This window comes from Sediminispirochaeta smaragdinae DSM 11293 (genome assembly GCF_000143985.1).
Taxonomy (GTDB): domain Bacteria; phylum Spirochaetota; class Spirochaetia; order DSM-16054; family Sediminispirochaetaceae; genus Sediminispirochaeta; species Sediminispirochaeta smaragdinae.
In genome coordinates this window covers 483,529-504,918 of record NC_014364.1, presented here as the reverse complement: position 1 = coordinate 504,918, position 21,390 = coordinate 483,529, and the positions used below count along the sequence as shown (strand labels likewise).

At 49.4% G+C, this 21,390-nt stretch carries 17 protein-coding genes; 10 read left to right on the top strand and 7 right to left on the bottom strand.

The genetic code is table 11. The features are described 5' to 3' along the window. Positions 1-11: 11 nt before the first annotated feature. Complete coding sequence (locus SPIRS_RS02485; RefSeq protein ID WP_013253101.1) at positions 12-596, top strand: hypothetical protein; 585 nt, start codon at positions 12-14, stop codon at positions 594-596. Positions 597-603: 7 nt separating this feature from the next. Here SPIRS_RS02485 and SPIRS_RS02480 read toward each other — a convergent pair whose 3' ends face one another. After that, positions 604-2,022: an MFS transporter gene (locus SPIRS_RS02480; protein WP_013253100.1), complete on the bottom strand. Its 1,419-nt coding sequence runs from the start codon at positions 2,020-2,022 to the stop codon at positions 604-606. A gap of 152 nt (positions 2,023-2,174) precedes the next feature. On the opposite strand from SPIRS_RS02480, the gene SPIRS_RS02475 reads away from it, so the two are divergent. Next, the gene (locus SPIRS_RS02475; protein WP_013253099.1) at positions 2,175-3,287 is read left to right on the top strand and encodes a lysophospholipid acyltransferase family protein; all 1,113 of its coding nucleotides are present in this window, start codon (positions 2,175-2,177) and stop codon (positions 3,285-3,287) included. Positions 3,288-3,357: 70 nt separating this feature from the next. Here SPIRS_RS02475 and SPIRS_RS02470 read toward each other — a convergent pair whose 3' ends face one another. Beyond that, positions 3,358-5,181: a methyl-accepting chemotaxis protein gene (locus SPIRS_RS02470; RefSeq protein ID WP_013253098.1), complete on the bottom strand. Its 1,824-nt coding sequence runs from the start codon at positions 5,179-5,181 to the stop codon at positions 3,358-3,360. 173 nt (positions 5,182-5,354) lie between these two features. On the opposite strand from SPIRS_RS02470, the gene SPIRS_RS02465 reads away from it, so the two are divergent. Together SPIRS_RS02465 and SPIRS_RS02460 are read left to right on the top strand one after the other, a co-directional pair. After that, positions 5,355-6,281, top strand: a complete 927-nt coding sequence (locus tag SPIRS_RS02465; protein WP_013253097.1) for a ketopantoate reductase family protein — start codon at positions 5,355-5,357, stop codon at positions 6,279-6,281. Positions 6,282-6,521: 240 nt separating this feature from the next. Continuing rightward, entirely contained in the window at positions 6,522-6,956 is a 435-nt protein-coding gene (locus SPIRS_RS02460; protein WP_013253096.1) for an Hsp20/alpha crystallin family protein, read from the top strand. Positions 6,957-7,039: 83 nt separating this feature from the next. Here the strand turns inward: SPIRS_RS02460 and SPIRS_RS02455 are convergent, their stop codons facing one another. The 4 genes from SPIRS_RS02455 to SPIRS_RS02440 are packed head-to-tail and all read right to left on the bottom strand — an operon-like array spanning position 7,040 to position 9,820. Further along, positions 7,040-8,278 carry an FAD-dependent oxidoreductase gene (locus SPIRS_RS02455; protein WP_013253095.1) on the bottom strand — a complete coding sequence of 413 codons (1,239 nt, stop codon included), beginning with the start codon at positions 8,276-8,278 and terminating at the stop codon, positions 7,040-7,042. Positions 8,279-8,303: 25 nt separating this feature from the next. Beyond that, entirely contained in the window at positions 8,304-8,837 is a 534-nt protein-coding gene (locus tag SPIRS_RS02450; RefSeq protein ID WP_013253094.1) for a YeeE/YedE thiosulfate transporter family protein, read from the bottom strand. A gap of 19 nt (positions 8,838-8,856) precedes the next feature. Further along, positions 8,857-9,084: a sulfurtransferase TusA family protein gene (locus SPIRS_RS02445; RefSeq protein ID WP_013253093.1), complete on the bottom strand. Its 228-nt coding sequence runs from the start codon at positions 9,082-9,084 to the stop codon at positions 8,857-8,859. Between the two features lie 19 nt (positions 9,085-9,103). Beyond that, complete coding sequence (locus SPIRS_RS02440; RefSeq protein WP_013253092.1) at positions 9,104-9,820, bottom strand: YeeE/YedE thiosulfate transporter family protein; 717 nt, start codon at positions 9,818-9,820, stop codon at positions 9,104-9,106. Between the two features lie 235 nt (positions 9,821-10,055). Between SPIRS_RS02440 and SPIRS_RS02435 the strand changes: the two genes are divergently transcribed. The 3 genes from SPIRS_RS02435 to SPIRS_RS02425 are packed head-to-tail and all read left to right on the top strand — an operon-like array spanning position 10,056 to position 12,800. Then, positions 10,056-10,994, top strand: coding sequence for a pyridoxal-phosphate dependent enzyme (locus SPIRS_RS02435; RefSeq protein WP_013253091.1), 939 nt, complete (start codon positions 10,056-10,058; stop codon positions 10,992-10,994). Positions 10,995-10,997: 3 nt separating this feature from the next. Then, a complete protein-coding gene (locus SPIRS_RS02430) occupies positions 10,998-11,825 on the top strand; it encodes an aminotransferase class IV (RefSeq protein ID WP_013253090.1) in 828 nt (275 codons plus the stop codon). Between the two features lie 24 nt (positions 11,826-11,849). Beyond that, the gene (locus SPIRS_RS02425; RefSeq protein WP_013253089.1) at positions 11,850-12,800 is read left to right on the top strand and encodes a hypothetical protein; all 951 of its coding nucleotides are present in this window, start codon (positions 11,850-11,852) and stop codon (positions 12,798-12,800) included. Between the two features lies 1 nt (position 12,801). On the opposite strand, the gene SPIRS_RS02420 is transcribed toward SPIRS_RS02425, so the two are convergent. After that, positions 12,802-15,636 (bottom strand): response regulator, encoded by a 2,835-nt coding sequence (locus tag SPIRS_RS02420; RefSeq protein WP_013253088.1) that lies wholly within the window; start codon positions 15,634-15,636, stop codon positions 12,802-12,804. Between the two features lie 221 nt (positions 15,637-15,857). On the opposite strand from SPIRS_RS02420, the gene SPIRS_RS02415 reads away from it, so the two are divergent. The 3 genes from SPIRS_RS02415 to SPIRS_RS02405 are packed head-to-tail and all read left to right on the top strand — an operon-like array spanning position 15,858 to position 21,252. Next, positions 15,858-16,346: an NADH-quinone oxidoreductase subunit NuoE family protein gene (locus SPIRS_RS02415; RefSeq protein ID WP_013253087.1), complete on the top strand. Its 489-nt coding sequence runs from the start codon at positions 15,858-15,860 to the stop codon at positions 16,344-16,346. Beyond that, positions 16,343-19,465 carry an NADH-quinone oxidoreductase subunit NuoF gene (gene nuoF, locus SPIRS_RS02410; RefSeq protein ID WP_013253086.1) on the top strand — a complete coding sequence of 1,041 codons (3,123 nt, stop codon included), beginning with the start codon at positions 16,343-16,345 and terminating at the stop codon, positions 19,463-19,465. Before SPIRS_RS02415 ends, nuoF begins: the two co-directional genes overlap by 4 nt. After that, the gene (locus SPIRS_RS02405) at positions 19,462-21,252 is read left to right on the top strand and encodes an NADH-dependent [FeFe] hydrogenase, group A6 (protein WP_013253085.1); all 1,791 of its coding nucleotides are present in this window, start codon (positions 19,462-19,464) and stop codon (positions 21,250-21,252) included. The genes nuoF and SPIRS_RS02405 overlap by 4 nt, the downstream gene beginning before the upstream one ends. Positions 21,253-21,390: the final 138 nt, after the last annotated feature.

Genomic DNA, 21,390 nt, shown 5'->3' with positions numbered 1-21,390 from the left:
ATATTGGAGTTATGAAAGATAAAGGAGTGCTTCGGCGCCTTACAAATGAACTTGCGGAAAAATTCTCATCAACATGGAGACTCCTATCGGAAACAACCGTATTTCTCAGCAGAACCAAGCTGTTTCCCCGCTATGAAAACATGCTCAGGCAGTGGCGACATAGACTCGAATCCAGCAAAAGTAATCCGGAGGTTCTTCAGGAAGTACGAGACGGCGTCATCACCCTACGGAAAGAACTCAGGAGAGCAGGATATGATCTTACCCTCGGAAGCAAAGATATAAAGATAGAAGGATATCGAAATGATGCCGCCGTACGAGAAGGCTTTACCCGGATGGTAATGGTCATAACGGATACTGCTCTCTATTATATTGCCGGGCAGGAAAATCATGTTCAATTAATGGATTACCTCGATAACCAGCTTCGGCGCATGCGGGTGATCAATATTCGTCAACGCCACTATCTCTGGTACCGGTGGCGGGCAAATGTATTGGTCCTTTCGGGCTCTGATACGGAAATGAAAGATGATTTTGAGGAACTGAAGCAATATGTAGAGACAAATAAGCTCTTTATGCTTAAGCAACTAAAAAAACTGTAATTCCCGCCTAATAGGGTTTTCCGGTAAGCCGCTGACATACGGTCTTTGTCCGTTCTGGGGCATCCTCCCGTCTGCCGCCTGCCTCTACTCTCTCCAATTCCGAACGAAGGATTGCATGACTCTCGGGTGTAATTGGAAAACGGGTACTCGCTTTGATACCCACAAGAATGAGCAACAGAGGGAGTACAATAAAAAGGCCTCTGAGCCAGAAAATCGTCGAGGCAGACTGCACGAGATCAACATCGGCGGGATGAGGGGTGTAACCAATCATATTGAGCAGGAGACCAAGCATAGGCAGGACAAAGGCTCCCTGTATGAGCTTTCTAATAAGGGTCATGGCACCTGCATAGGTACCGGCACGATGTTCACCGGTCATCAGGGTGTCCACATCGGTAACAAAGGGAAGCAGTTGGAAGGGAATGACAACCCCGGCGGACATCCCGCCACCGATCAGCAGACAATTTATAAACAAGGCGACAACGGAGCTATCAGGCGTTTGAAACGCCATCATAGCAATAGCGAGGCCCCAAAGCATTAATCCCATCCGATAAGAAACTGCGTGACCCCGTTTATCGGCCAATGCAACGTATAGAGGGAGCGCTGCCATCTGACTCACAAGAATCGTCCCAAGCCCAACGGTTATAAAGCCGGGTCTACGCAGATAGTCTATCAGATAGAATTTCAGCCAAGCCATGAGAATATCCATGGCGGCATACGAACAAATATACATGATGATATGAATGCGAAAGGAGCGATTTTGATAGATCGATCCAAAATTTCGAAAGACAGATTTTTCTTTGCCAAGAGGCTTTTGGACAACGGGAAGCTCCCAGGTTCCAAGAAATACAAAAAGATAGGGAACCGCAAAAAGGGTACCGAAAACAAGCCCCATCACAAGATGTCCCTGTTCCTGACTAGGAAAGGCATTAATCAGAGGTTGAACCACAAGCCCGCCGATCAGCGTTGCAATCATGGAGAAAATCATTCTGGTGCCGGTCAGACGATTACGTTCGGTAAAATCCAAGGTCATTTCCGCACTCAAGGCCGAATAGGGGACCAAAACCATGGTCGAACAGCTGTAGAAAAAGAGATACGCAACGACATAATAGAGGAACGTGCTCAGCTGACCGGGACATGAGACCGGCAGCCACAGAAGGGTAAATGTAACGGCAATGGGAAGTATGGCAATGAGGAAGAAAACTCGCCTACGCCCCAAACGACTCTTTGTGTGATCACTTATATACCCCATAAGAGGGTCTGAAACAGAGTCCCAAATCTTTCCAAAACCAGGGACCAGGCCGGCAAGCAATGGATTAAGTCCCGCCACATTGATCAAAAAGTACATGGAAAAGGTACTGATGATAAAAAAGGAACCACCGCCGTATAGATCGCCTAAACCGTAAGCGATGTAATTGCGCTTTTTCATGTCCACGATTGTACGGCTCTTTCTTGCTTTTCTCAAGGAAGCGATTATCAGTCAGTACTATGTCTTAACGAAATTCTAACAGGACCTTTGAGTTGACAACCCATCCGCCGATAGTCACAATACCTTGTATATTACTTCCATTGAGGAACTCTATGATTCCAGACAACATCGATGTTGCGCACCGCCAAACCTTCCAGGGAAAGCTTTTACGCCTCAGACGCCGCTTCGCAAAGCGAATACTACATTGGTTCTTTCACCATCATGTAGAGCTGACCATTGAAGGCATAGAGCATATACCGGATACCGGCCCCCTCCTGGTATTGCCGAATCATCTTTCAAATCTCGACGGTCCGATGATCCTCGGATTGTTTCCGCGTAATATTGAGATGGTCGGCCCAGGTGATTTTCGTGTCGAATTCATGAAGCTGGCAATGATGAAGCTTTATGGAATGACACTCATCAAACGTGGGTATACCGACAGAACGGGGATGAATACCATCATGCATCATCTCAAGGCAAAACGCGCCGTACTCATGTTTCCATCGGGTGGAATGTGGGAAAAAAGAAATCTTGAAAACAAGGTAGGGGCCCTCTACTTTTCCCAACTCACCGGTGCGCCGATGCTGCCTGTCGGAATAAGCGGCGCCTATTTAAAGGGGCGCGCGGCATTCTTTTTCGGTAAGCCCAAATTGGTCCTTAGATTCGGTGAAGTGATACCGCCGATCAGCCATGAAGGAAATAAGCGAGAGCGGGCAGAACGCCTGGAAAAGGTGTCCAGGGAACTTGCCGATAAGATCTTTGCCCTCCTCGAACCGGAAGAGCAGGAACGATACCGCCGATGGGCGCGGGAACTATACTCCTTTGAATTCATCATGCCGGAGCAAGCCAACGAACCGGAAAAATCAGTACCCTCCCCACCTGCAATGCCGACCCTCGCCCAATTTGTCCACAAACCAAATCTTTTTCGTCCCATGTGGAAACATGCACGAAAGGATATGGATCCCTTTCGGAAAAGAAAAAGCTACCCGATCAAGCGAACCCAAAAATCCGCCGAGGCAATGAGGGAAAACCTCACCGGCGCCTTCGATCATTACATTCCCTATCGTCTGGGCGACGATGCTTACAAGGAAATTCTGCAGGAGCTCGACCAATGTATTGCCTATTGCGGCGAGCTCACAAAAGCAGGATGGAAAAGGGTACAGGTTCGTTCTGTTGCGTATGACCCGAAAACAGGGGAACGGCGTAAGCGGCTTATTACTGGATAGATAGTGTTCCGAATCCTGGTGATAACAGATTGCTTTGCACCATCACCAATATTCCGAACACTACCGGAGCCTATCCCGCCTGATCTTTCGCTCCCTGGCCATCGAGTTCAGGAAAGATGAATTTGTCGATGAGCCCCGAAAGGGTGTCGGCAACGGAAGCGTTTCGACTGGAACTTTCCAACAACATTGCTGTGTGATGCTCAAGGCCGGCAGCTTGAGCGACCATTTCGGCAAGATCATTTTCAATCCCCGAATCCCTCTCTTTCATCAATTCAAATTCTTGAACAATTTTTGCTGCATTTGCATCGGCAGACATGGCCATCTTTTCAATTGATCGCGCTCGTTCCGTCAGTTGATGGGTTTGGACACCGACACTTTCCCCGGATTCCGCCACAACGCCAAGTCTCTGATGCATCTCTTGGAATGTGGCAACCACCTTACCCGCCGATGCCTCGAGTTGGGAAAAGATACCGCTGTTGGTGACAATTAATGCCCTCATCGTCGTAAGGCTCTCTTTCGCCTCCGAAAGCCTCTCCAATATCCTGCCGACCCCCTTTCCAACCTCTTCGGAGAGAGAACGGATATGGGTCGAAACAACACCGAATCCCTTACCGGCCTCTCCTGCATTAGCGGCCTCAATGGCGGCATTAATAGCAAGAACATCTGTTTGGCCCGCTATATCTTCGATGGCGGAAAGAGACGATCCCATCCTGTCCAGAGCATCCATTGTCTTTCCCGCCACCTCTTCAAATAGAGAAAGAGAATTCATACCTTGTTCGAGGTTTTGGGAAAAAAGACTAAGCAGTTCGATACCGGCAAGACTCTTTTCCGACAGCATGGTAATATCGGAAACAAGGATGGCTGTTTGTTCCGTTGTTGTGTTGATATGCTCATGTTGCAAGCCGAGCTGACCGGCTATATCGCCGGAAAGATCACGAATAGATCGTGCGCCGCCAAGTGTGTTTTGTATACTCTCACCAAGTGTTTCGTGATTGCGTTCTACCCGATTGAGTCCGTTGCGTAGCACAAAAGCCGCTTCTTGTTCCTGTTGGGTAATCTTTTGAAGGGTTTCACCAATAAAAACACCCTCGGAAACGGTACCGGAAAGCTGAGACACCATCTCCGTCAGGGATTCCATAAATTGATTAAAGCTTCCTCCCATACGGGCTATCTCATCGTTTCCACGATCGGGAAGACGTAAAGCAAGATCGGCACCACCATCGGCAAGCGATGAGAGTAGCATTCCCATCTTCTTAACCGGACCTGCTATCGATTTCGTCAAGACAAACGTAATAAGCATCACACATAAAAGCGTGAGCAGAAGCCCCCCCACTGTCCAATGTATACCGGCTGCAGCCTGACGCTCCTCGTCCGTGGTTCGGTCAACAATGATCGTCCTAATTGCACCTTCAAGATCCCTCAATTTGACTTCAAGGGTATCAATATTATCATGAGCAATCGACTCTACGATCTTGGGGTCGACACGTTCCCGGGCGAAAAGCCTGAGAATGACCTCTTTATCGATGCGATCGATATAGGAGATTGCTTCATCTGAAAGGGCCGATACTTCAGGCCGCAGCTGCGGTATTTCAGAAGAAACCTCTGCAAGGGTGGTATGGAGTTTTCGTATTTCGCTTACGGAAAGACGTAACGCCATCACATCATCCGCAGGAATCCTTTCGTCCTCGCGAAGAAGCAGTGACTGGGCGGAACTTAGAAGGCGATAGACCTGAGCCCGGTACTGTTCTCCGAGTAATCGCCAGTCACCAAGCTCTGCAACCTCGCGAATTGAAATTGCAGCCTTTTGCAACCTGATGGTGGTAGCGATCAACGCCGTCCCCATAATCATAACGATGAGCAAAGAACCGAGGACAATCTTCTTGGCAATACTCATTGTGATCTTTGATAAGGGGTTAGAATCATAATTCCATGAAGAGGATGTTAATAATTGGTAAGAATCTACCAATGAGTTATCACCAGGATTCGAAACACTACCGCACACTAAGGTTTTCCGACCACACGTCATTGTGTATACTGCAGGGGAGTTTATTGATACGGAGGATTCATGTGACACGGATAGCCATTTTGGGAGCAGGTGCGCTCGGATCGCTTTATGCTTACGAGCTGTCGAAGGTGCCGTCGAACAGTTGTTTCTTTATTGCCGATGGGGATCGAGCGAAACGACTCAAAAAGGCCTTACCTACAGTAAATGGGGCAAGGCTCCGAGCCGAAGTCAGGGAACCGAATGAGGGGTCTCCTGCCGACCTCCTCATTGTGTCTCTTAAATATCATCATCTGCAAGAGGCTCTTGCTTCGGCCCTTCCCTTTGTGGGGGAACAAACCACCATTATATCGGTTATGAACGGAGTCGATAGTGAAGAAATTATTGCCGCCCGTTTTGGCCAGGACCATGTTGTTCACTGTGTCGCGCTCGGTATGGATGCCCTGCGAGAAAATGGGAAGGTGCATTATACAACATGTGGAAGGCTTGTCATTGGAAGGCCAGAAAAAGGGCGAACGGATGTTCAAGAAGATCGGGATATCGGAAAGATCGAAACCGTTTGTCGTGGATCGGGCATCGGTCTTGAGGTCTCGGATGATATCCTAAAATCGCTTTGGTGGAAGTTCATGATCAATATCGGAGTGAACCAGATATCGGCGATCACCGGAGCATCGTACCGTTTTTTCCAGGACCGCAAAAGTCCGGCACACGCCTTAATGAATGATACCATGAAAGAGGTCGTTCTTGTTGCGCAAAAGAAGGGAATAGGACTCGATGAGACGGATATCGCTGCTTGGTATACGGTTCTGGATAGCCTGGGGCCCGATAATAAGACATCGATGCTCCAGGATGTTGAAGCGGGGCGAAAAACGGAAGTTGAGATGTTTGCCGGAATTCTCCTGAAACTCGGCAAAGAAGTTGGACTTGATCTTCCGATCAATAGCTTTATCCTCAAAACCATTCTATCTATCGAAGGGGTGGCAGGCAAATAGGCCCATCACCCCGACCCTTGAAATAGCAGTAAAGCCATTTTGACCCAACAAATAGGAAATAACGACACATTGTGTAATTATGATACAATTCATCATACGCAAACATGTCAAAGAACAAGAAATACTACGTAATTATTTATATTACAAGTAAATAAATAATTTCTATTTTCATATTATTTTTGGCACGGTTCATGCTTAATATACTGTGTAAAGAACATTCTTGTAAACGGAGGAGTTACAATGAGATACATGATCAATTACAAACCGGCCTTTGATTTCGACACGATGCTTAATTCCATTTTCACCCCGAACGATCGGTGGCTGCAGAATGGTCCTGCTGTTAATATCATTGAGGAGCCCGATCAGTACCGGCTCGAAGCGGAACTTCCCGGGCTGAGTGAAAACGAGGTTGAGGTAAAAATCGACGACAGGGTTCTGACCATCGGTTCACAGAGATCAGAAGAGGATGAAACGAATCGGGAGAAAGAGGAGAACAAGGCCCCAAACTATCTTATCAGAGAGCGAAGGGAACGCTCCTTTTCTCGAAGTTTCGTGCTTCCCAAGGATGTAGATAGCGAAAAGATAAGCGGGTCCTTCAACAACGGAATTCTTACCATCATCCTTGAAAAACTTCCGGAGGTAAAACCCCGGAAGATAAAGGTACAGGCGGCATAATCATAAAAGAAACGAAAAAACAGCCCGGCAAACATGCACGGGCTGTTTTTTTGGGTTCGGGAAACAGTTAAAGCAGTCGGCTTCTATGCCAAGAGTGCATCCAACTGTTTTTTTACGGCCGGCGTCGAGCAATCGGTACTAACAGCCGAGACCTCTCCGTTTTTCGTATAAAAAATGGTCATGGGCTCAATATCGCAACTAAGCCTATCGCAGAGGGTCTTTCCCTTATAGAGATCGATCACATTCATCTTGATCTTACCGTCATAGCTCTCGGCGGTCTCCTGGAGAACAGGAAGCAATTCCCGACTTGGCGCATTGATGGCGGAGTAAACATAGATCAAGCCGACCTTTTCCTTCTGCATGATCTGCTTTTCAAACATTTCGGTTTCGGCTATATATTTTTCCGATCCGACACCGGCGATGGCTCCATCGCCCACGGCAGTAGAAACCTGTTTGAGCTCTTTTTCCCGCACATCACCGGCCGCAAAGACACCGGGAATTCCCGTCTCCATCCTTTCGTTGGTGATGACATATTTCTGCTTGCTCAGTTTCAGGATGTTTTCAAAGATCTCGGTATTGGGTAGATAGCCGATAAATTCGAAGCAGGTATCAACGGCCACCGGATCAAGCTCTCCGGTTTTGAGGTTTTTCAGAACGACACGCTCAAGCTGCTCCTCCCCTTCGAAGGAATCGGCAAGGGTGTTCCATTTAAACTCCATCTTCGGATTCGAAAGCGCCTGCTCCCTGGCAATCTCGTTACAGTCCATCTTGCCTTCGTCATGAATGACGGAAACAATAACTTTCTTTGCAAATTTGGTAAGAAACATGCCCTCTTCGATAGCGGCATCACCGCTTCCGATCACCATAACGGTTTTATCGGTATTGGCGGCGGCATCACAGGTTGCACAAAAACTAATGCCCTTATCGAAAAGATACTTTTCCTCATTTTTGGCAGTAGTAACCCGGGGACGTCCCCCGGCCGCTACAATAACAGCCTTTGCTTCAAAGATGTTTCTGAAGGTCTCGACGATTTTCACGTCACCCTCGAAATTCACACTCTTAACATCTGTTCCCTTGAATTTGACCCCGAAACCTTCGGCCTGCTTTTTAAAAAGATTCATCAGATCAAGGCCCGGTAGAGGTTCGGGAAAACCGGGAAAGTTCGCAATCTCGTTGGTATAGGTAGCCAAACCACCGACGAGAGCTTTCTCAATAATCAGGGTTTTAAGGCGTGCCCTCCCGCAGTAGATTCCGGCGGTAAGGCCTGCAGCTCCACCACCAATGATCACAACATCGTATTGTTCACGCTTTTTTTCTCGCATATGCTGTTGTCCTTTCGTTTTACTATCACATGAAAAATTTCACAAGAAGCTTACTGCCAACCATCGCCCCAATAAAAAGGAACACGGCATAGACCCAACCGGAAAGGCTGAAAGATGCAATACCACTAAAAAGTGCACCAATATTACAACCAAAGCCGATTCGGGCACCGTAGCCCATCAAAAGGCCACCAAGAATTGCGGCAACAACCTGCTTCCATGACTTAATCTTCTTGATCTTGAAACCGGATGCAAGCAAGGTGGCAAGAAGTGCTCCGAAAATGATGCCGAAATTACGCATGCTTCCGCCGTGGTTCAAGATTCCGTTCTCAAGGGTCCGCTGGGCCCCTTCGCTTGCAAAATAGTACCATTTATCCACACTGCCACCGACGGCCTGATAGAGCCATGCGCCCCAGTTTGCAAGGATGCCGGAAACCCCCCAGGGGTTTCCGGTTACCGCGAGGGTGACAATCTGGAAAAGAGAAAGGAGCACGGCGCCGGTAACATAGGGCCACGCCTCTTTCAAAAATTTCTTGTAATACTCATTATCCTTAATTGCCAAAGGACTACCCTCCGGGTGTTTATTTTACCTTCTCAATGACCACTTCCCACTCGCCGTCGTCAATCTCTTCGACTTCGACGTTGTGGCCCTCTTTGCGTGCCCATTCGGGAACATTCTTCATGGCACAGCTATGGTCAAGCTGGACAATCAGCACATCACCAACCTCAAGTTCCTTCAATTTATTCTGGGCCTTTACCAGGGGTACCGGACAGGCTTCGCCATAACAATCAAGTTCTACTTCCTTCATGTTCTATTCCTCCCGCAATTTAAGCGTTTTTATGTTTTTCCCACTTGTCCGCGGCTATCCACAATAGCACAATGACAAGCAACTGAATGATAACTGCACCAATCCATCCAAACAGATCAGGCAGAAATATCGCTTTCCCCTTCATGATCACATGAAGTTTCCACCAACCGAAATCATGGGCCCCCCACAGCGAACCAATGACAAAGAAAAAGAGTGAAAGGACCTGCATAAGAAATCCTTCGCCGACACGCATCAAGGTACCGGAAGCACAGCCGCCCGCAATGACCATCCCGATACCGAACATGAAGGAGCCGACGACCGTCGCAAAGCTAACGGGCACCACATATCCCTGCCCGGGAATCGGCAACCCCCGCGCAAAGGCCCCATACTTAATCGCAATAAAGCCGATCGAGGTAAACGCAAAGGCTATCAGTACAGCCCGTGTAAGACTCGTTCCACCTGTCAGCATTGGATCCCGCATGGCCGCGGTGAAGCAGAAACGAGCACGCTGCAGGATATACCCGAAAGCAATTCCCGTAATCCAGAAAAATGCAAGCAATTCATTTTTCATTCCGAGCAGGATTGCGATAAGAACCACAACCGCAAGAACGGCAATGCCGATCGGCAGTTGGTTTTTCTTTTTCTTTCTACTTCTCCCGCTACTTCGGGAAGAAGTCGACCGGCGGATCGAACTCTGCCCGGTACTCTGCTGATCGGGCTTCTTTTCGTCACTCACCGTTTGTCCCCCTTACAACGCATTTTTTGATACATACAAACTGTTTTTACGGTTGTTTTGTTGGATATTGTACCCAATATCACAATTAAACCGACATTTTTCGAGGAAATTGTACGTTCATTCACTATAGTTGTCAAGGTATATTTTAACTCTCCTATATTATTTATTGAAGATTGACGAACCAGAAAATGAATAGCGATTGATTGAAAAGGAAGCTAAGGATAGTATAGTTTATATGATCGATACCCAAGATTTTGTTGCTGCACGCAGGTTGATTCGTCGTTATGCAAACCTGACACCGATATGTACATCGAGCAGTCTTGATGCAATATGTAAAGCAGAGATCGTCTGGAAATGTGAATCGTTCCAAAAGGTGGGGGCATTCAAGTTTCGGGGAGCGATCAATGCGGTGTTTTCGCTACCGAAAGAAGAAGCGGCCAGGGGCGTGGCCACCCACAGCTCCGGCAACCACGCCCAGGCGGTGGCCCTGGCGGCAAAGATGGCCGGGATACCAGCTCACATTGTTATGCCGGAGAACGCCCCGCCGGTAAAGGTTGCCGCGGTAAAGGGTTATGGAGGAAAGGTGCGTTTTTGTCCCCCAACCCTTGAGGCACGGGAAGCGGGGCAGAAGAAGGTTATAGAAGAGACTGGGGCCACCTTCATCCATCCCTCTGAAAACCTGAGGGTTATCACGGGTCAGGGGACCGCCTTGCTGGAATTACTTGAGCAGGCACCAGAGCTGGAGGCCGTGCTTGTACCTGTCGGAGGAGGCGGGCTTGCAAGTGGCTCTGCCAGGGCTGCAGCCCTCTTTCATCCGGGCCTAAAGGTGTACGGAGTGGAGCCCGAACAGGCCGACGATGCGTGGAGAAGCCTTACCACGGGAAAGCTGGTTCGCCCGGAACATCCTGATACCATTGCCGACGGGCTTCGTACAGCCCTCGGTCCCAACACATTTTCCATCCTCTCACAGCATCTGGCCGGTATTGTCACCGTATCGGAACAAGCGATTCTTGATGCTTTGAGGCTCATATGGGAGCGCATGAAACTGGTGGTAGAGCCCTCGGCTGCGGTTCCTCTTGCCGCTTTTCTTGAAAATAAAGTGCCTGAGCTTACCGGAAAACGGGTAGGTATCATACTTTCGGGAGGAAACGTCTCCTTCCCGGAATGGAGCTAATGTATGTACGCAATTCGTAATGGACAGCTTATCGAAGAGAAGGAAGCGGTCGTCCCGATAACGCAACGAGAGGTTTTCTTCAACTTCAGTGTCTACGAATCTCTAAAGGTTCTGGAAGGTGCTGCGCTCTTTGCCGACGATCATGTCGAGCGGTTCATGGATTCGGCAAAGATCCTTGGCATGACGCATTCTTACCGGCGGCAGGAACTACTTGGCTACATCAATCTTCTGATCGAGAAAAACAAGAGCGATGAGGCCACCCTCAAGATTCAGATGATAGGAGGGACAACCCCTCTTCTCTTTCTGTTCCTCTCACCCCTGCCGACATATCAGACAGAATGGTACAACGCAGGTGTATCGGTCATCAGCTATCGGGGAGAGCGGATATTCCCCAGGGCAAAATCAAACTGCCTTTTGCTCAATTACATAGCGTCAAGAGAGGCTGCGGCTGCCGGGGCTCTGGATGCTTTATTGGTAAACAGAAAAGGAGAAGTAACAGAAGGGACGAGAAGCAATTTCTATGCCTTCGAAGGGGATACCCTGATCACCGCCGAGGATGACATCCTTTTTGGCGTGACACGAAAACTGGTCCTGAAGGCAGCACAAAAAAAGGACATCACCGTCAAATTTAAAATGATCACCCTTGATGATCTCCTTGAGGGCCGATATGAGGAACCCTTCATCAGTAGTACCAGCATGGGTGCAATGCCTATACGCCAGATAGACGGGAAAAGGACGGGTTCACAATTTCCCAGGGTTCGGAGCATCCATCAGGCTGTGAAAGGCTTCGAGTCCGAGGAGTTGAAACGCATCAAATCGTTGCTAAAATAAGCGGCATAGCCTACACTATAGGTAATGGAGCACGGATCGCAACGACTTCCGACGGTAGTACTTCCGCTATCCGAAGAGTGTGACAGAGACGAATGTCAGGATATCTTTGTCTATCTTCGACCTGAGAGTAACGGCATACTGGTTGAAAGCACCATCATGAAGGTGATAGGGCTGAAGGCCGAGGTTGCCAACAAGATTAAACTTATCTATCTTGCCAATCTTCCCGGAGAATTTATATCGAAAACGAGAGTCATTGAAAAGCATTATCGATTAAAACTGCTTTTCACCAAAAAGGGGAAAAGTCTTTTCACCCCTTTCATGAAGACCCAATTCTCGCAACACTTTGGAATTTCTTTTGAAGATGCCGATATCCTCGGCGCCTTTGATGCCATGCGTCGGTTGAAAATGAGTAGAGAAGAACTCTTCGGCCTTTGGGTACCGGAAAAGGATCTCTTGCATGTAAACGGGCAGACCATAAAACGTTATCATGATTTTTTTATCATCAACTATGATATACCGGCGATCCTTCATAAGAACATCGAGGGAACCGATATCGCCGTCATGATTTTCAGGACGGAACTTTCGGCAGCAGAATTTCATGCACTGATAACCGACCTGGTGACAAACCTGCGAAAAGAAGGGCTTGTCGATGTGAAAAGGCCCTTCAGTCGTGTGTTCCACTATTCGAACGGCCCCTTCGAGCAAATACGAGATGGTCTTGGTTTCCTTTACGATAAAAACGGCAACCATCTCCCCCTGGAAAAGCTTCGCTTCTATGACTATCTGCAAAAAAAAGGATTAGATAGGGAACACATACTCAAGACTCTTGCATATCCAATCTTCGTCTTTAACGGGGAAAGGGCTCCATACCACGAAGAGACAATATATGAAGCCTCATTCTCACAATCATATGCCCAAGCCTACCAAACCCTTGCATCGGCAAAGGCACAGCTGCTTATCGGCAAGGAAATATGAACTACATATCGATATCGTCGATGATCTGACGGCAGTGAATCGCATTTTCGTGAACCCTATCAAAACGGGGAAGCAGCCTTGCAACCCTCCGTTCGACCTCCTCAAGTTCACCGTCTTTCGTTAAAGCCTCGGCCAGATGACACTCATTTCCCAGCCCAAAAATCCTTAACGCCGAAAGGCTGTTGGTAAGACTGTGCAACTGATCGGCAAGCAGCTCGACATCTCTATTCCGAAGAGCCTGCCCCAAGGTTTCCTTTTTCGCCGGATACTCATCAATAAAGACATCCAGGATTTGACGCCCGATATCAAGGTCATTTTGATAGTCCCGAAGGAATTCATACAGCTCTTCCGACTCTCGATCCGAAATGCTCCCCGGTACGATTGAGGGATCGGAAGAGCGTAAACCTGCCTCATCTTCCACCGGAAGCAATGTATTACCGGTCATCTCGTAGATGGCCAGAAACAAGAGTTCCTTTTTTATCGGCTTTGTCACGAAGCGATCCATCCCTGCGGCAATAAAACGCAGTTCGTCTTCTTTTAGAGCATAAGCGGTAAGCGCAATAATGGGAATATTGGGATTAAAAAGACGGTCGGTATGAGACCGAATGATACCGGTGGCTTCCATTCCATCCATCTCAGGCATCTGTACATCCATCAGAATAAGATCGAATGGCTCCCTCTTCAATACCTCAATGGCTTCTCTTCCGTTCGCCGCAATGGTGACGAGGTGCCCCGCTTCCTCCAGGAAATAGCTGATGGATCGTTGATTTAGTTCGTTATCCTCCGCAAGAAGAACACGCAGTCTTCTCTCATGGGAAACATGTTCTGCCTCGTTTCCCGTTTCCGGCTCGCCCTCGTCAAGAAGGGTGAACATTGCGGAAAAGAAGAAACGGCTACCCTGTCCTCCCTCACTTTCCACGCCGATGGAACCATCCATTAGTTCCACAAGTTTTTTGCTTATGGCAAGTCCAAGTCCCGTTCCCTGATGCCGCTTCGCCGGTCCTGAATCGATCTGTCTGAAATCATCGAAAATGGTTGTTTGCGCATCGGAAGGAATGCCGATGCCGGTATCCTTAACCGAAAAAAAGAGTTCGATTTTACCGTTTTCGTTCCGCGAGGTCTCAACAACCGTCAAAGTAATGGTACCGGATTCGGTAAACTTCAAGGCGTTACTGAGAAAATTGGTGAGAACCTGTGTCAGGCGCGAGCCATCACCAATAAGCCTATCGGGTATCGAAGGAGATACATCAATATCAAGGACAATTCCCTTCTCTTTACACCCCATAAAAATAGGAAGCGCAGCCTTATTAATGGCGCCACGAAGCCGAAATGGTTCAAGCTCCAGAGAGAGCTTTCCCGATTCGATCTTACTAATCTCGAGAACCTTATTAATGATATCAAGCAGCAACTCCTCCGCCTCCTTCATAAGAAAGAGATTCTCCCGCTGATCCTCGGTCAGCGGACCTGAAAGGAGAAGATCTGTCATACCCATAATACCGCTCAAGGGCGTTCTGATTTCATGGCTGATATTGGCAAGAAATCGGCTCTTACTGTCGCTGGCCGTTACCGCCATCTGTCGAGCCTGCTCCAGCTCATCAACCAGTCGAAGGTGATCACTCACATCTTTCATGGTGATGACTGCAGCCACAGGTTCCTCATCTTTGCCGAAGAGGGGTTCTCCATTAACAGAAAGCCAAACGGTACTACCGTCCGGCCGAATAGCCCGAACCAAAACATTTCTCAGTGGTTTTCCGCTCTCCAGCACCAAGAAGGTAGGAGCATCAAAGTGTTCAATGATGTTACCCTTCTCGTCAAAGAAGAAAAGAGCATCAGGCAAGTCCCTTTTTCCGATAACAGTATCTCCCTTAATCCCAAGCAGTTGCTCGGCAGCAAGGTTGAAATGGGTAATAATACCGTCTCGATTTCTGGTGATGAGCCCACTCGGCATTGATTTTATCAAAGAGCGGCCGAATCCTTCCACCGAACGAAATTTGCGCTCCGAATGGAGCCTGGCGACAAGAGAGCCGAACTGGCTGGCGATAATTTCCAGGCTTCTTCTCGCTTCGACATCCATCTGCTTTGCCTGATGGGAAAAGAAAAAGAGGACGGCCCCGGGTTTGGTTTCGGAAATAACGGGAATCGTCATCGCAAAACGGATGCCGAGTCTACGCATGGCGGGCGGAGGCGACAAAACGGCATCGCTGCCTCGTTCTCCAAAGACAATCCATTGCCGAATCCCATCCGGTAGCCGGTTTAATTCTTCGACAAAGGACAAGGAAGTAATCTCCTCTTCCTCAATATTTATGAAGGAGGATAGTTTCCATCTGCCGTTTTCTGCCCCTCTTAGGAAAAGAGCACCTCCGTCACACTCCGATATCTTCAAGCCTGTATCGAGTACCAGGTTTACGGCTTCTTCAATGTTTTGTATACCAACAAGCGCCATTGCAAGATCATGCTGAAGTGAACGCTGCCGTTCAAGCTCAAGATGATGTCCCACCTCCCGGCAAACCACCATGTAGCCGGAAAACATCTGATCGCGGAATCCCTGGGCCCGTAGATTGACGTGTACCCGGTGACCTTCACGTCCCAACAGTACCGTATTCATGCGTCCCTGGATATCGGAAGAAGATTCTCCCGAGAGATAGAGTCGCTTAAGAAGTGAAACATGTTCCGGTAACAAAAGATCGGAAAAACTTATGCCGATAAGGGCAGTCGAATCGAGACCGGTCAGGCGAAGCGCTCGTTTATTGAGAGCGGCAATCATACCATCAGGTTCAATAATAAACACTGCATCGGGTACATACTCAATAAATTTTTCAATCCGGGAAATATCCACAATCTTTTATACCATGTTTCGCCTGCACGGAGAAGAACCATTTTTCTTACCCCAACAAGCCAAACTGTGATAAAATATCATTATTCACATAAAAATCACATTTATCTTTATTAAGTGAGATTTATTGTGAAATACCTGCTATTTGACACTTGCACTTTGCTTTAATCCTGTACCACCTACGTTGCTATTCACAATAATTCGAAGCATATGAAGGAGGCTGCATGGAAGTATTAACACAAAAAGAGATGATCGACCAGACAAATGCGATTATCGACTCGTTTCTCGACACCCGAGGGGCACTGATTCCGGTCCTACAAAACGCTCAGAACCTTTTTGGCTACCTTGATCAGGAAGTGCTGAAGCAGATAAGCCGGCGCTTGCAAATCCCTTACAGTGAAGTTGCGGGAGTGGTTGGATTCTATTCCTACTTTTCCACCGTACCCAGAGGGGAACACATCGTCCGAGTATGTCTCGGTACCGCATGCTATGTCCGAGGAGGGAAGGAAGTGCTTTCCGCCCTGCAAGATGTCCTCGGCATCGATGTGGGAGAAACGACCGAAGACAGAGTCTTCAGCCTGGAGATCGGACGCTGTTTCGGGGCCTGCGGACTCTCTCCCGTCGTAATGATCGATGAGGATGTTCATCAACGTGTAAAACCGGCAACGGTCCGGGACATTCTTTTTCCGTATCGGACCAAGGAGGCGGTATGAAACGAATAGGAAACAGCAACGAACTTACTCAGGTCCAAAAGCAACTCTGTGCATCAGAAAGGAAAAAACGCCATCTGATTCGGGTCTGTGCGGGAGGCGGTTGTCTGGCATCGGGCAGCATCGAGGTAATGGAGGCCCTGGAGTCCAACCTGAAAGAATTGGCCGTTGATGCGTCGGTAAAAAAAACCGGCTGCCTAGGTCCATGTGCAAGAGGTCCCGTTGTTATGATTGAGCCGGAGGGGCTTTTTTATGAGGGGGTGCATCCGGAAGATTGCCGGGAAATCTGCGAAACCCTTTACAAGGCAGGAAAAAACGGCACCGTCGACCCAATAGAACATCTCCTCCACTACAATAGAGCTGAGCAACGTTCGGTTGTAAAGGTTGATGAGGTTGATTTCTATCGAGGACAGGCAAAGATCGTACTTTCCCGCTGCGGGGTTGTCGATCCCGATTCCATCGAAGATGCAATTGCCTGTGGGGCTTATACGGCTCTTGCTAAGGTGCTGAATGAAGAAGATGCGGACAAGGTAATCGATACCCTCAAGATATCGGGTCTCAGAGGTCGAGGAGGGGCAGGTTTCCCTACCTGGCTGAAGTGGGATTTCACTCGCAAATCTCCGGGAGAGGAGAAGTATGTTCTTTGTAATGCCGATGAGGGCGATCCGGGTGCCTTTATGGACCGAAGCGTTCTGGAGGGAGACCCGCATGCCCTTATCGAAGGAATGGCAATAGCAGGAAAGACCATCGGTGCCGATCACGGCGTCGTATATGTCCGCGCCGAATACCCCCTGGCGGTAAAACGACTTGGCCATGCAATCGAGGCGGCAAAGGAGTCGGGACTTCTCGGAGAAAATATTCTCGGTAGCGAGTTCAATTTTGATATCGAGATCAGAATGGGATCGGGAGCCTTCGTTTGTGGAGAGGAAACGGCACTGATCGCCTCCATCGAGGGAAAGCGAGGAGAGCCACGGCCAAGGCCTCCCTTTCCGGCAAACAAAGGCCTATGGGGAAAGCCCAGTCTTCTCAACAACGTGGAAACATACGCGAATATTGCCGGAATCATCAAAAAGGGAGCAGAATGGTACGCCTCTTTCGGAACGACAGAGAGTAAAGGAACCAAAGTTTTTGCCCTGGCAGGGGCAATTTCCACCAGCGGACTTGTCGAGGTGCCCATAGGAACCTGCCTTGGTGAGGTTGTTTTCGATATCGGCGGTGGTATTCCCGGTGGCAAAGAGTTCAAAGCCGCTCAGATAGGAGGTCCCTCGGGAGGTTGTATCCCCAGAGAATACCTAAACGTTCCTTTGGATTATGCGTCACTCCAGGAACTTGGTGCGATTATGGGTTCCGGAGGATTGATCGTCATGGACGATGACACCTGTATGGTGGATGTCGCCCGCTATTTTCTTGAATTCGTGCAGGAAGAATCCTGCGGAAAGTGTACACCTTGCCGCGTAGGTACCAAAAGGATGCTGGAAATCCTAGAGCGTATCTGCAACGGAAAGGGAGAAATGGAGGATATAGATCGTCTCATTGAACTGGGAACGAAAATCAAGGAAACGGCCCTATGCGGCCTCGGACAGACGGCCCCCAATCCGGTACTCTCAACAATTCGCCATTTCAGACATGAGTATGAGGAACATATAAGGGACCACCACTGCACAGCAGGTGTTTGCTCTGCCCTTGTGCGAGCCCCGTGTCAGAGTGCCTGTCCTGCTGGAGTCGATATCCCCGGATTTATATCCCTCGTCAAAGAACGACGTTATGCCGAGGCACTACGGCTCCACCGGGAACGCAACCCCTTTGCGGCTGTCTGCGCTCGGGTTTGTTTCCATACCTGCGAAGACAAATGCAGAAGAGCGGGCATCGATGAGGCTGTGGCAATCAGGGCTATCAAGCGTTATATGGTCGACCAGGAGGTAACGGTCCAGAGGCCGGAGGTGCGGGAAGATGCCGACAGGGAAGTAAGAAAGGTGGCTATCATCGGCGCCGGCCCAGCAGGGCTCTCTTGTAGTTATTTTCTTGCCCGACTTGGCTACCGCCCTCGTATTTTTGAGGCTCAGTCCAGGCCCGGTGGTATGCTTGTTCAGACCATCCCCGCCTATAGGCTCCCCAGAGAAACCCTTGCCAGAGAAATCCGTATGATAGAACAGATTGGAGTAGATATCGTAACCGATAAACGATTGGGAAGGGATTTCAGCCTACAAGATCTTAGAGATGAGGGGTATGAGGCAATTTTCATCGCCGTTGGTGCCCCCGGCAACCTTCGCCTCGGTATCAAGGGAGAAGATGCCGAAGGCGTGGTTCAGGGTATCGACTTTCTGCGAACCTATAATATACGAGGAAGCGTCTCTGTCGGAGAACGGATTGTGGTAGTAGGAGGCGGAAATGCAGCCGTCGATGCGGCACGGACTGCAATTCGCCTGGGGGCAAAGGAGGTGACGATGCTCTATCGTCGAAGCAGGGAGCAGATGCCGGCCTATGCCGAAGAGATCGAAGAAGCTCTTCTGGAAGGGGTAAAGCTTATGTCGCTCACCCAACCCTCCGAGATACTTACCGACGAGAAAGGAGCCGTTCGTGCCATACGATGTCACGGGATGACCCTCGGCGAGTTCGACAGATCGGGACGAAGGCGCCCCACCGATGACGAGGCACAGCCTTTTGAGATCGAAACCGACCAGATAATTATTGCAATAGGTCAGGCTCTGGATAAAAAGACCTTTGCTGGTGCAACGGAAATTCCTATAGGCGGCAACAGATTCATCGCAGCCAACCAAAGAGATGGTTCAACTGCAATTCCCTGGCTTTTTGCAGGAGGGGATGCGGCAACCGGCCCCAATTCGGTAGTCTCCGCCATTGCTTCCGGAGAGAAGGCGGCAGTCGGCATAGACACTGCTCTTTTCGGATCCTGCGATCCCTTCTGGCGCAAAGAGAAGAAACTGGATACGGACTATGATCCAACGGCAGATCCGGTCCCCTATCCAAGAGAGAAAATCCCGACCATAGAGATTGAACGGCGCAAAAACAACTTTGACGAGGTGGAAAAAACCTGGACCGAGAGCGTGGCGATCAGGCAGTGTGCCCGATGCTTGCGCTGCGATTACGGAAAGGAGCAAGTATGAACAAGGAAATAACCATCCATATCAATAATAAAACCATAACGGCGCCCCAAGGTACCACAATTCTCGAAGCGGCAAAAGCGGCGGATATATCGATTCCGACACTTTGCTATCTGGAACACTACCCTCCTCTCGGGGCATGCAGGCTCTGTTTGGTGGAGGTTGAGGGAGCAAAAACCTTACTTACGGCCTGTTCCACCCCGATCGCGGAAGGGATGATGGTTACCACCAATAGTAAACGGGTTAGAGAAGCGCGAAAAACCGTACTCGAACTCCTCTTGAGTGAGCATATAGGAGATTGCCGCTTCTGCACTAGGGGAGAAGACTGTGAGCTTCAAACCCTTGCCCGCCGTCTTGGTGTGGAAGAACCACAATGGACGGGCGAGCAGCCCAAGACGGTCGTCGATGTAAGTACCCCGGCACTGGAACGGGACTCCGGGAAGTGTGTAAAATGTCGCCGCTGTGTTACCGCTTGCGGTGAGATCCAGGGGATTGGAGCCCTCTTCCCGCAGGGACGCGGTTATTCCACGGTTATTGGGCCTGCTTTTACCCGCCCCTTGAGCGAAGTGACCTGTGTCCAATGCGGACAATGCGCCGCAGTCTGTCCGACCGGTGCCATTACCGAGGTAAGCCACATCCCGCAGGTATGGGACGCCCTGGATGATCCGGAGCTCCACGTAGTCGTTCAGACCGCTCCCGCTATTCGAGCAGCCCTGGGAGAGTGCTTCGGGTTGCCCCCAGGAACCCTTGTCACCGGCAAGATGGTAACGGCACTGAGAAAACTTGGCTTTGATGCGGTATTCGACACCGACTTTGCCGCAGATCTCACCATTATGGAGGAAGGGACCGAACTGCTGACCAGACTACAAGCGGCGCTTACAGGAGGGCCCGACGAGAAAGCCCCACCGTTGCCCATGTTTACCAGTTGCTCACCAGGTTGGGTAAAGTATGCGGAACACTACTTTCCCGATTTCCTTCCCAATATTTCCAGCTGCAAATCCCCTCAGCAGATGTTCGGAGCCGTGGCAAAAACCTACTATGCCAAAAAGAAAGGCATCGATCCCGCAAAAATCGTCGTTGTATCGGTAATGCCCTGCACGGCAAAGAAATTTGAGGCGGGGCGGCCCGAGATGAACGCAAGTGGCTTCAGCGATGTCGATTATGTGCTCACTACAAGAGAGTTGGGACGGCTTATTAAGCAGGCCGGCATAGATTTTGTCTCGCTGGAAGAGAGCTCCATGGACGCTCCCCTGGGCATCTCAACAGGCGCCGCCGATATCTTCGCCAATACGGGAGGGGTTATGGAGGCCGCCCTACGTACGGTCTGGGAGATTGTAACAGGCACCCCTCTACCGACCGAAAATTTGCACATAAAAGAGGTCGCAGGGCTGAAAGGGATCAAAGAGGCCTCCCTTACCGTCGAAACCACCGTAAAGGAGTGGGAATTCCTCAAAGGCGTCGAACTGAAAGTTGCGGTGGCCCATGGGCTCTCACGTGCAGGCACGCTTCTTTCCGAAATCCGGGAAGGACGAAAGAATTACCATTTTGTGGAAATTATGACCTGTCCCGGCGGCTGTATAGGAGGAGGAGGCCAACCCCGATTTACCGATGATGCCGTTCGCCAGGCACGAATCGCGGCAATATACCGCGAGGATGAAGGGAAGAAACTGAGGGCAAGCCACCTCAATCCTGCAATCATCCAACTCTACGAAGAGTATTTGGGCAAGCCCCTGGGCGAGAAAAGTCATCATCTGCTTCACACTATCTACCACCAACGAGAGCTAGTCTAAAGAGTTATCACCCTCCCCTTCACGGGGAGGGCTTTTTATCGATATGTACTGTCCGGAATCCTGGTGGTTCGTGAGCCTTTTTGCCGGTAAACTCCTTTCGTTTATGTCGGTACATGATTTTTCTCACAGTTTGGCTTT

Bases quoted from the DNA above. Each gene is read 5' to 3' on its own strand.
- SPIRS_RS02485 (WP_013253101.1), top strand. From the start codon at position 12: ATGAAAGATAAAGGAGTGCTTCGGCGCCTTACAAATGAACTTGCGGAA.
- SPIRS_RS02480 (WP_013253100.1), bottom strand. From the start codon at position 2,022: ATGAAAAAGCGCAATTACATCGCTTACGGTTTAGGCGATCTATACGGC.
- SPIRS_RS02475 (WP_013253099.1), top strand. From the start codon at position 2,175: ATGATTCCAGACAACATCGATGTTGCGCACCGCCAAACCTTCCAGGGA.
- SPIRS_RS02470 (WP_013253098.1), bottom strand. From the start codon at position 5,181: ATGAGTATTGCCAAGAAGATTGTCCTCGGTTCTTTGCTCATCGTTATG.
- SPIRS_RS02460 (WP_013253096.1), top strand. From the start codon at position 6,522: ATGAGATACATGATCAATTACAAACCGGCCTTTGATTTCGACACGATG.
- SPIRS_RS02455 (WP_013253095.1), bottom strand. From the start codon at position 8,278: ATGCGAGAAAAAAAGCGTGAACAATACGATGTTGTGATCATTGGTGGT.
- SPIRS_RS02445 (WP_013253093.1), bottom strand. From the start codon at position 9,084: ATGAAGGAAGTAGAACTTGATTGTTATGGCGAAGCCTGTCCGGTACCC.
- SPIRS_RS02435 (WP_013253091.1), top strand. From the start codon at position 10,056: ATGATCGATACCCAAGATTTTGTTGCTGCACGCAGGTTGATTCGTCGT.
- SPIRS_RS02430 (WP_013253090.1), top strand. From the start codon at position 10,998: ATGTACGCAATTCGTAATGGACAGCTTATCGAAGAGAAGGAAGCGGTC.
- SPIRS_RS02425 (WP_013253089.1), top strand. From the start codon at position 11,850: ATGGAGCACGGATCGCAACGACTTCCGACGGTAGTACTTCCGCTATCC.
- SPIRS_RS02415 (WP_013253087.1), top strand. From the start codon at position 15,858: ATGGAAGTATTAACACAAAAAGAGATGATCGACCAGACAAATGCGATT.
- nuoF (WP_013253086.1), top strand. From the start codon at position 16,343: ATGAAACGAATAGGAAACAGCAACGAACTTACTCAGGTCCAAAAGCAA.
- SPIRS_RS02405 (WP_013253085.1), top strand. From the start codon at position 19,462: ATGAACAAGGAAATAACCATCCATATCAATAATAAAACCATAACGGCG.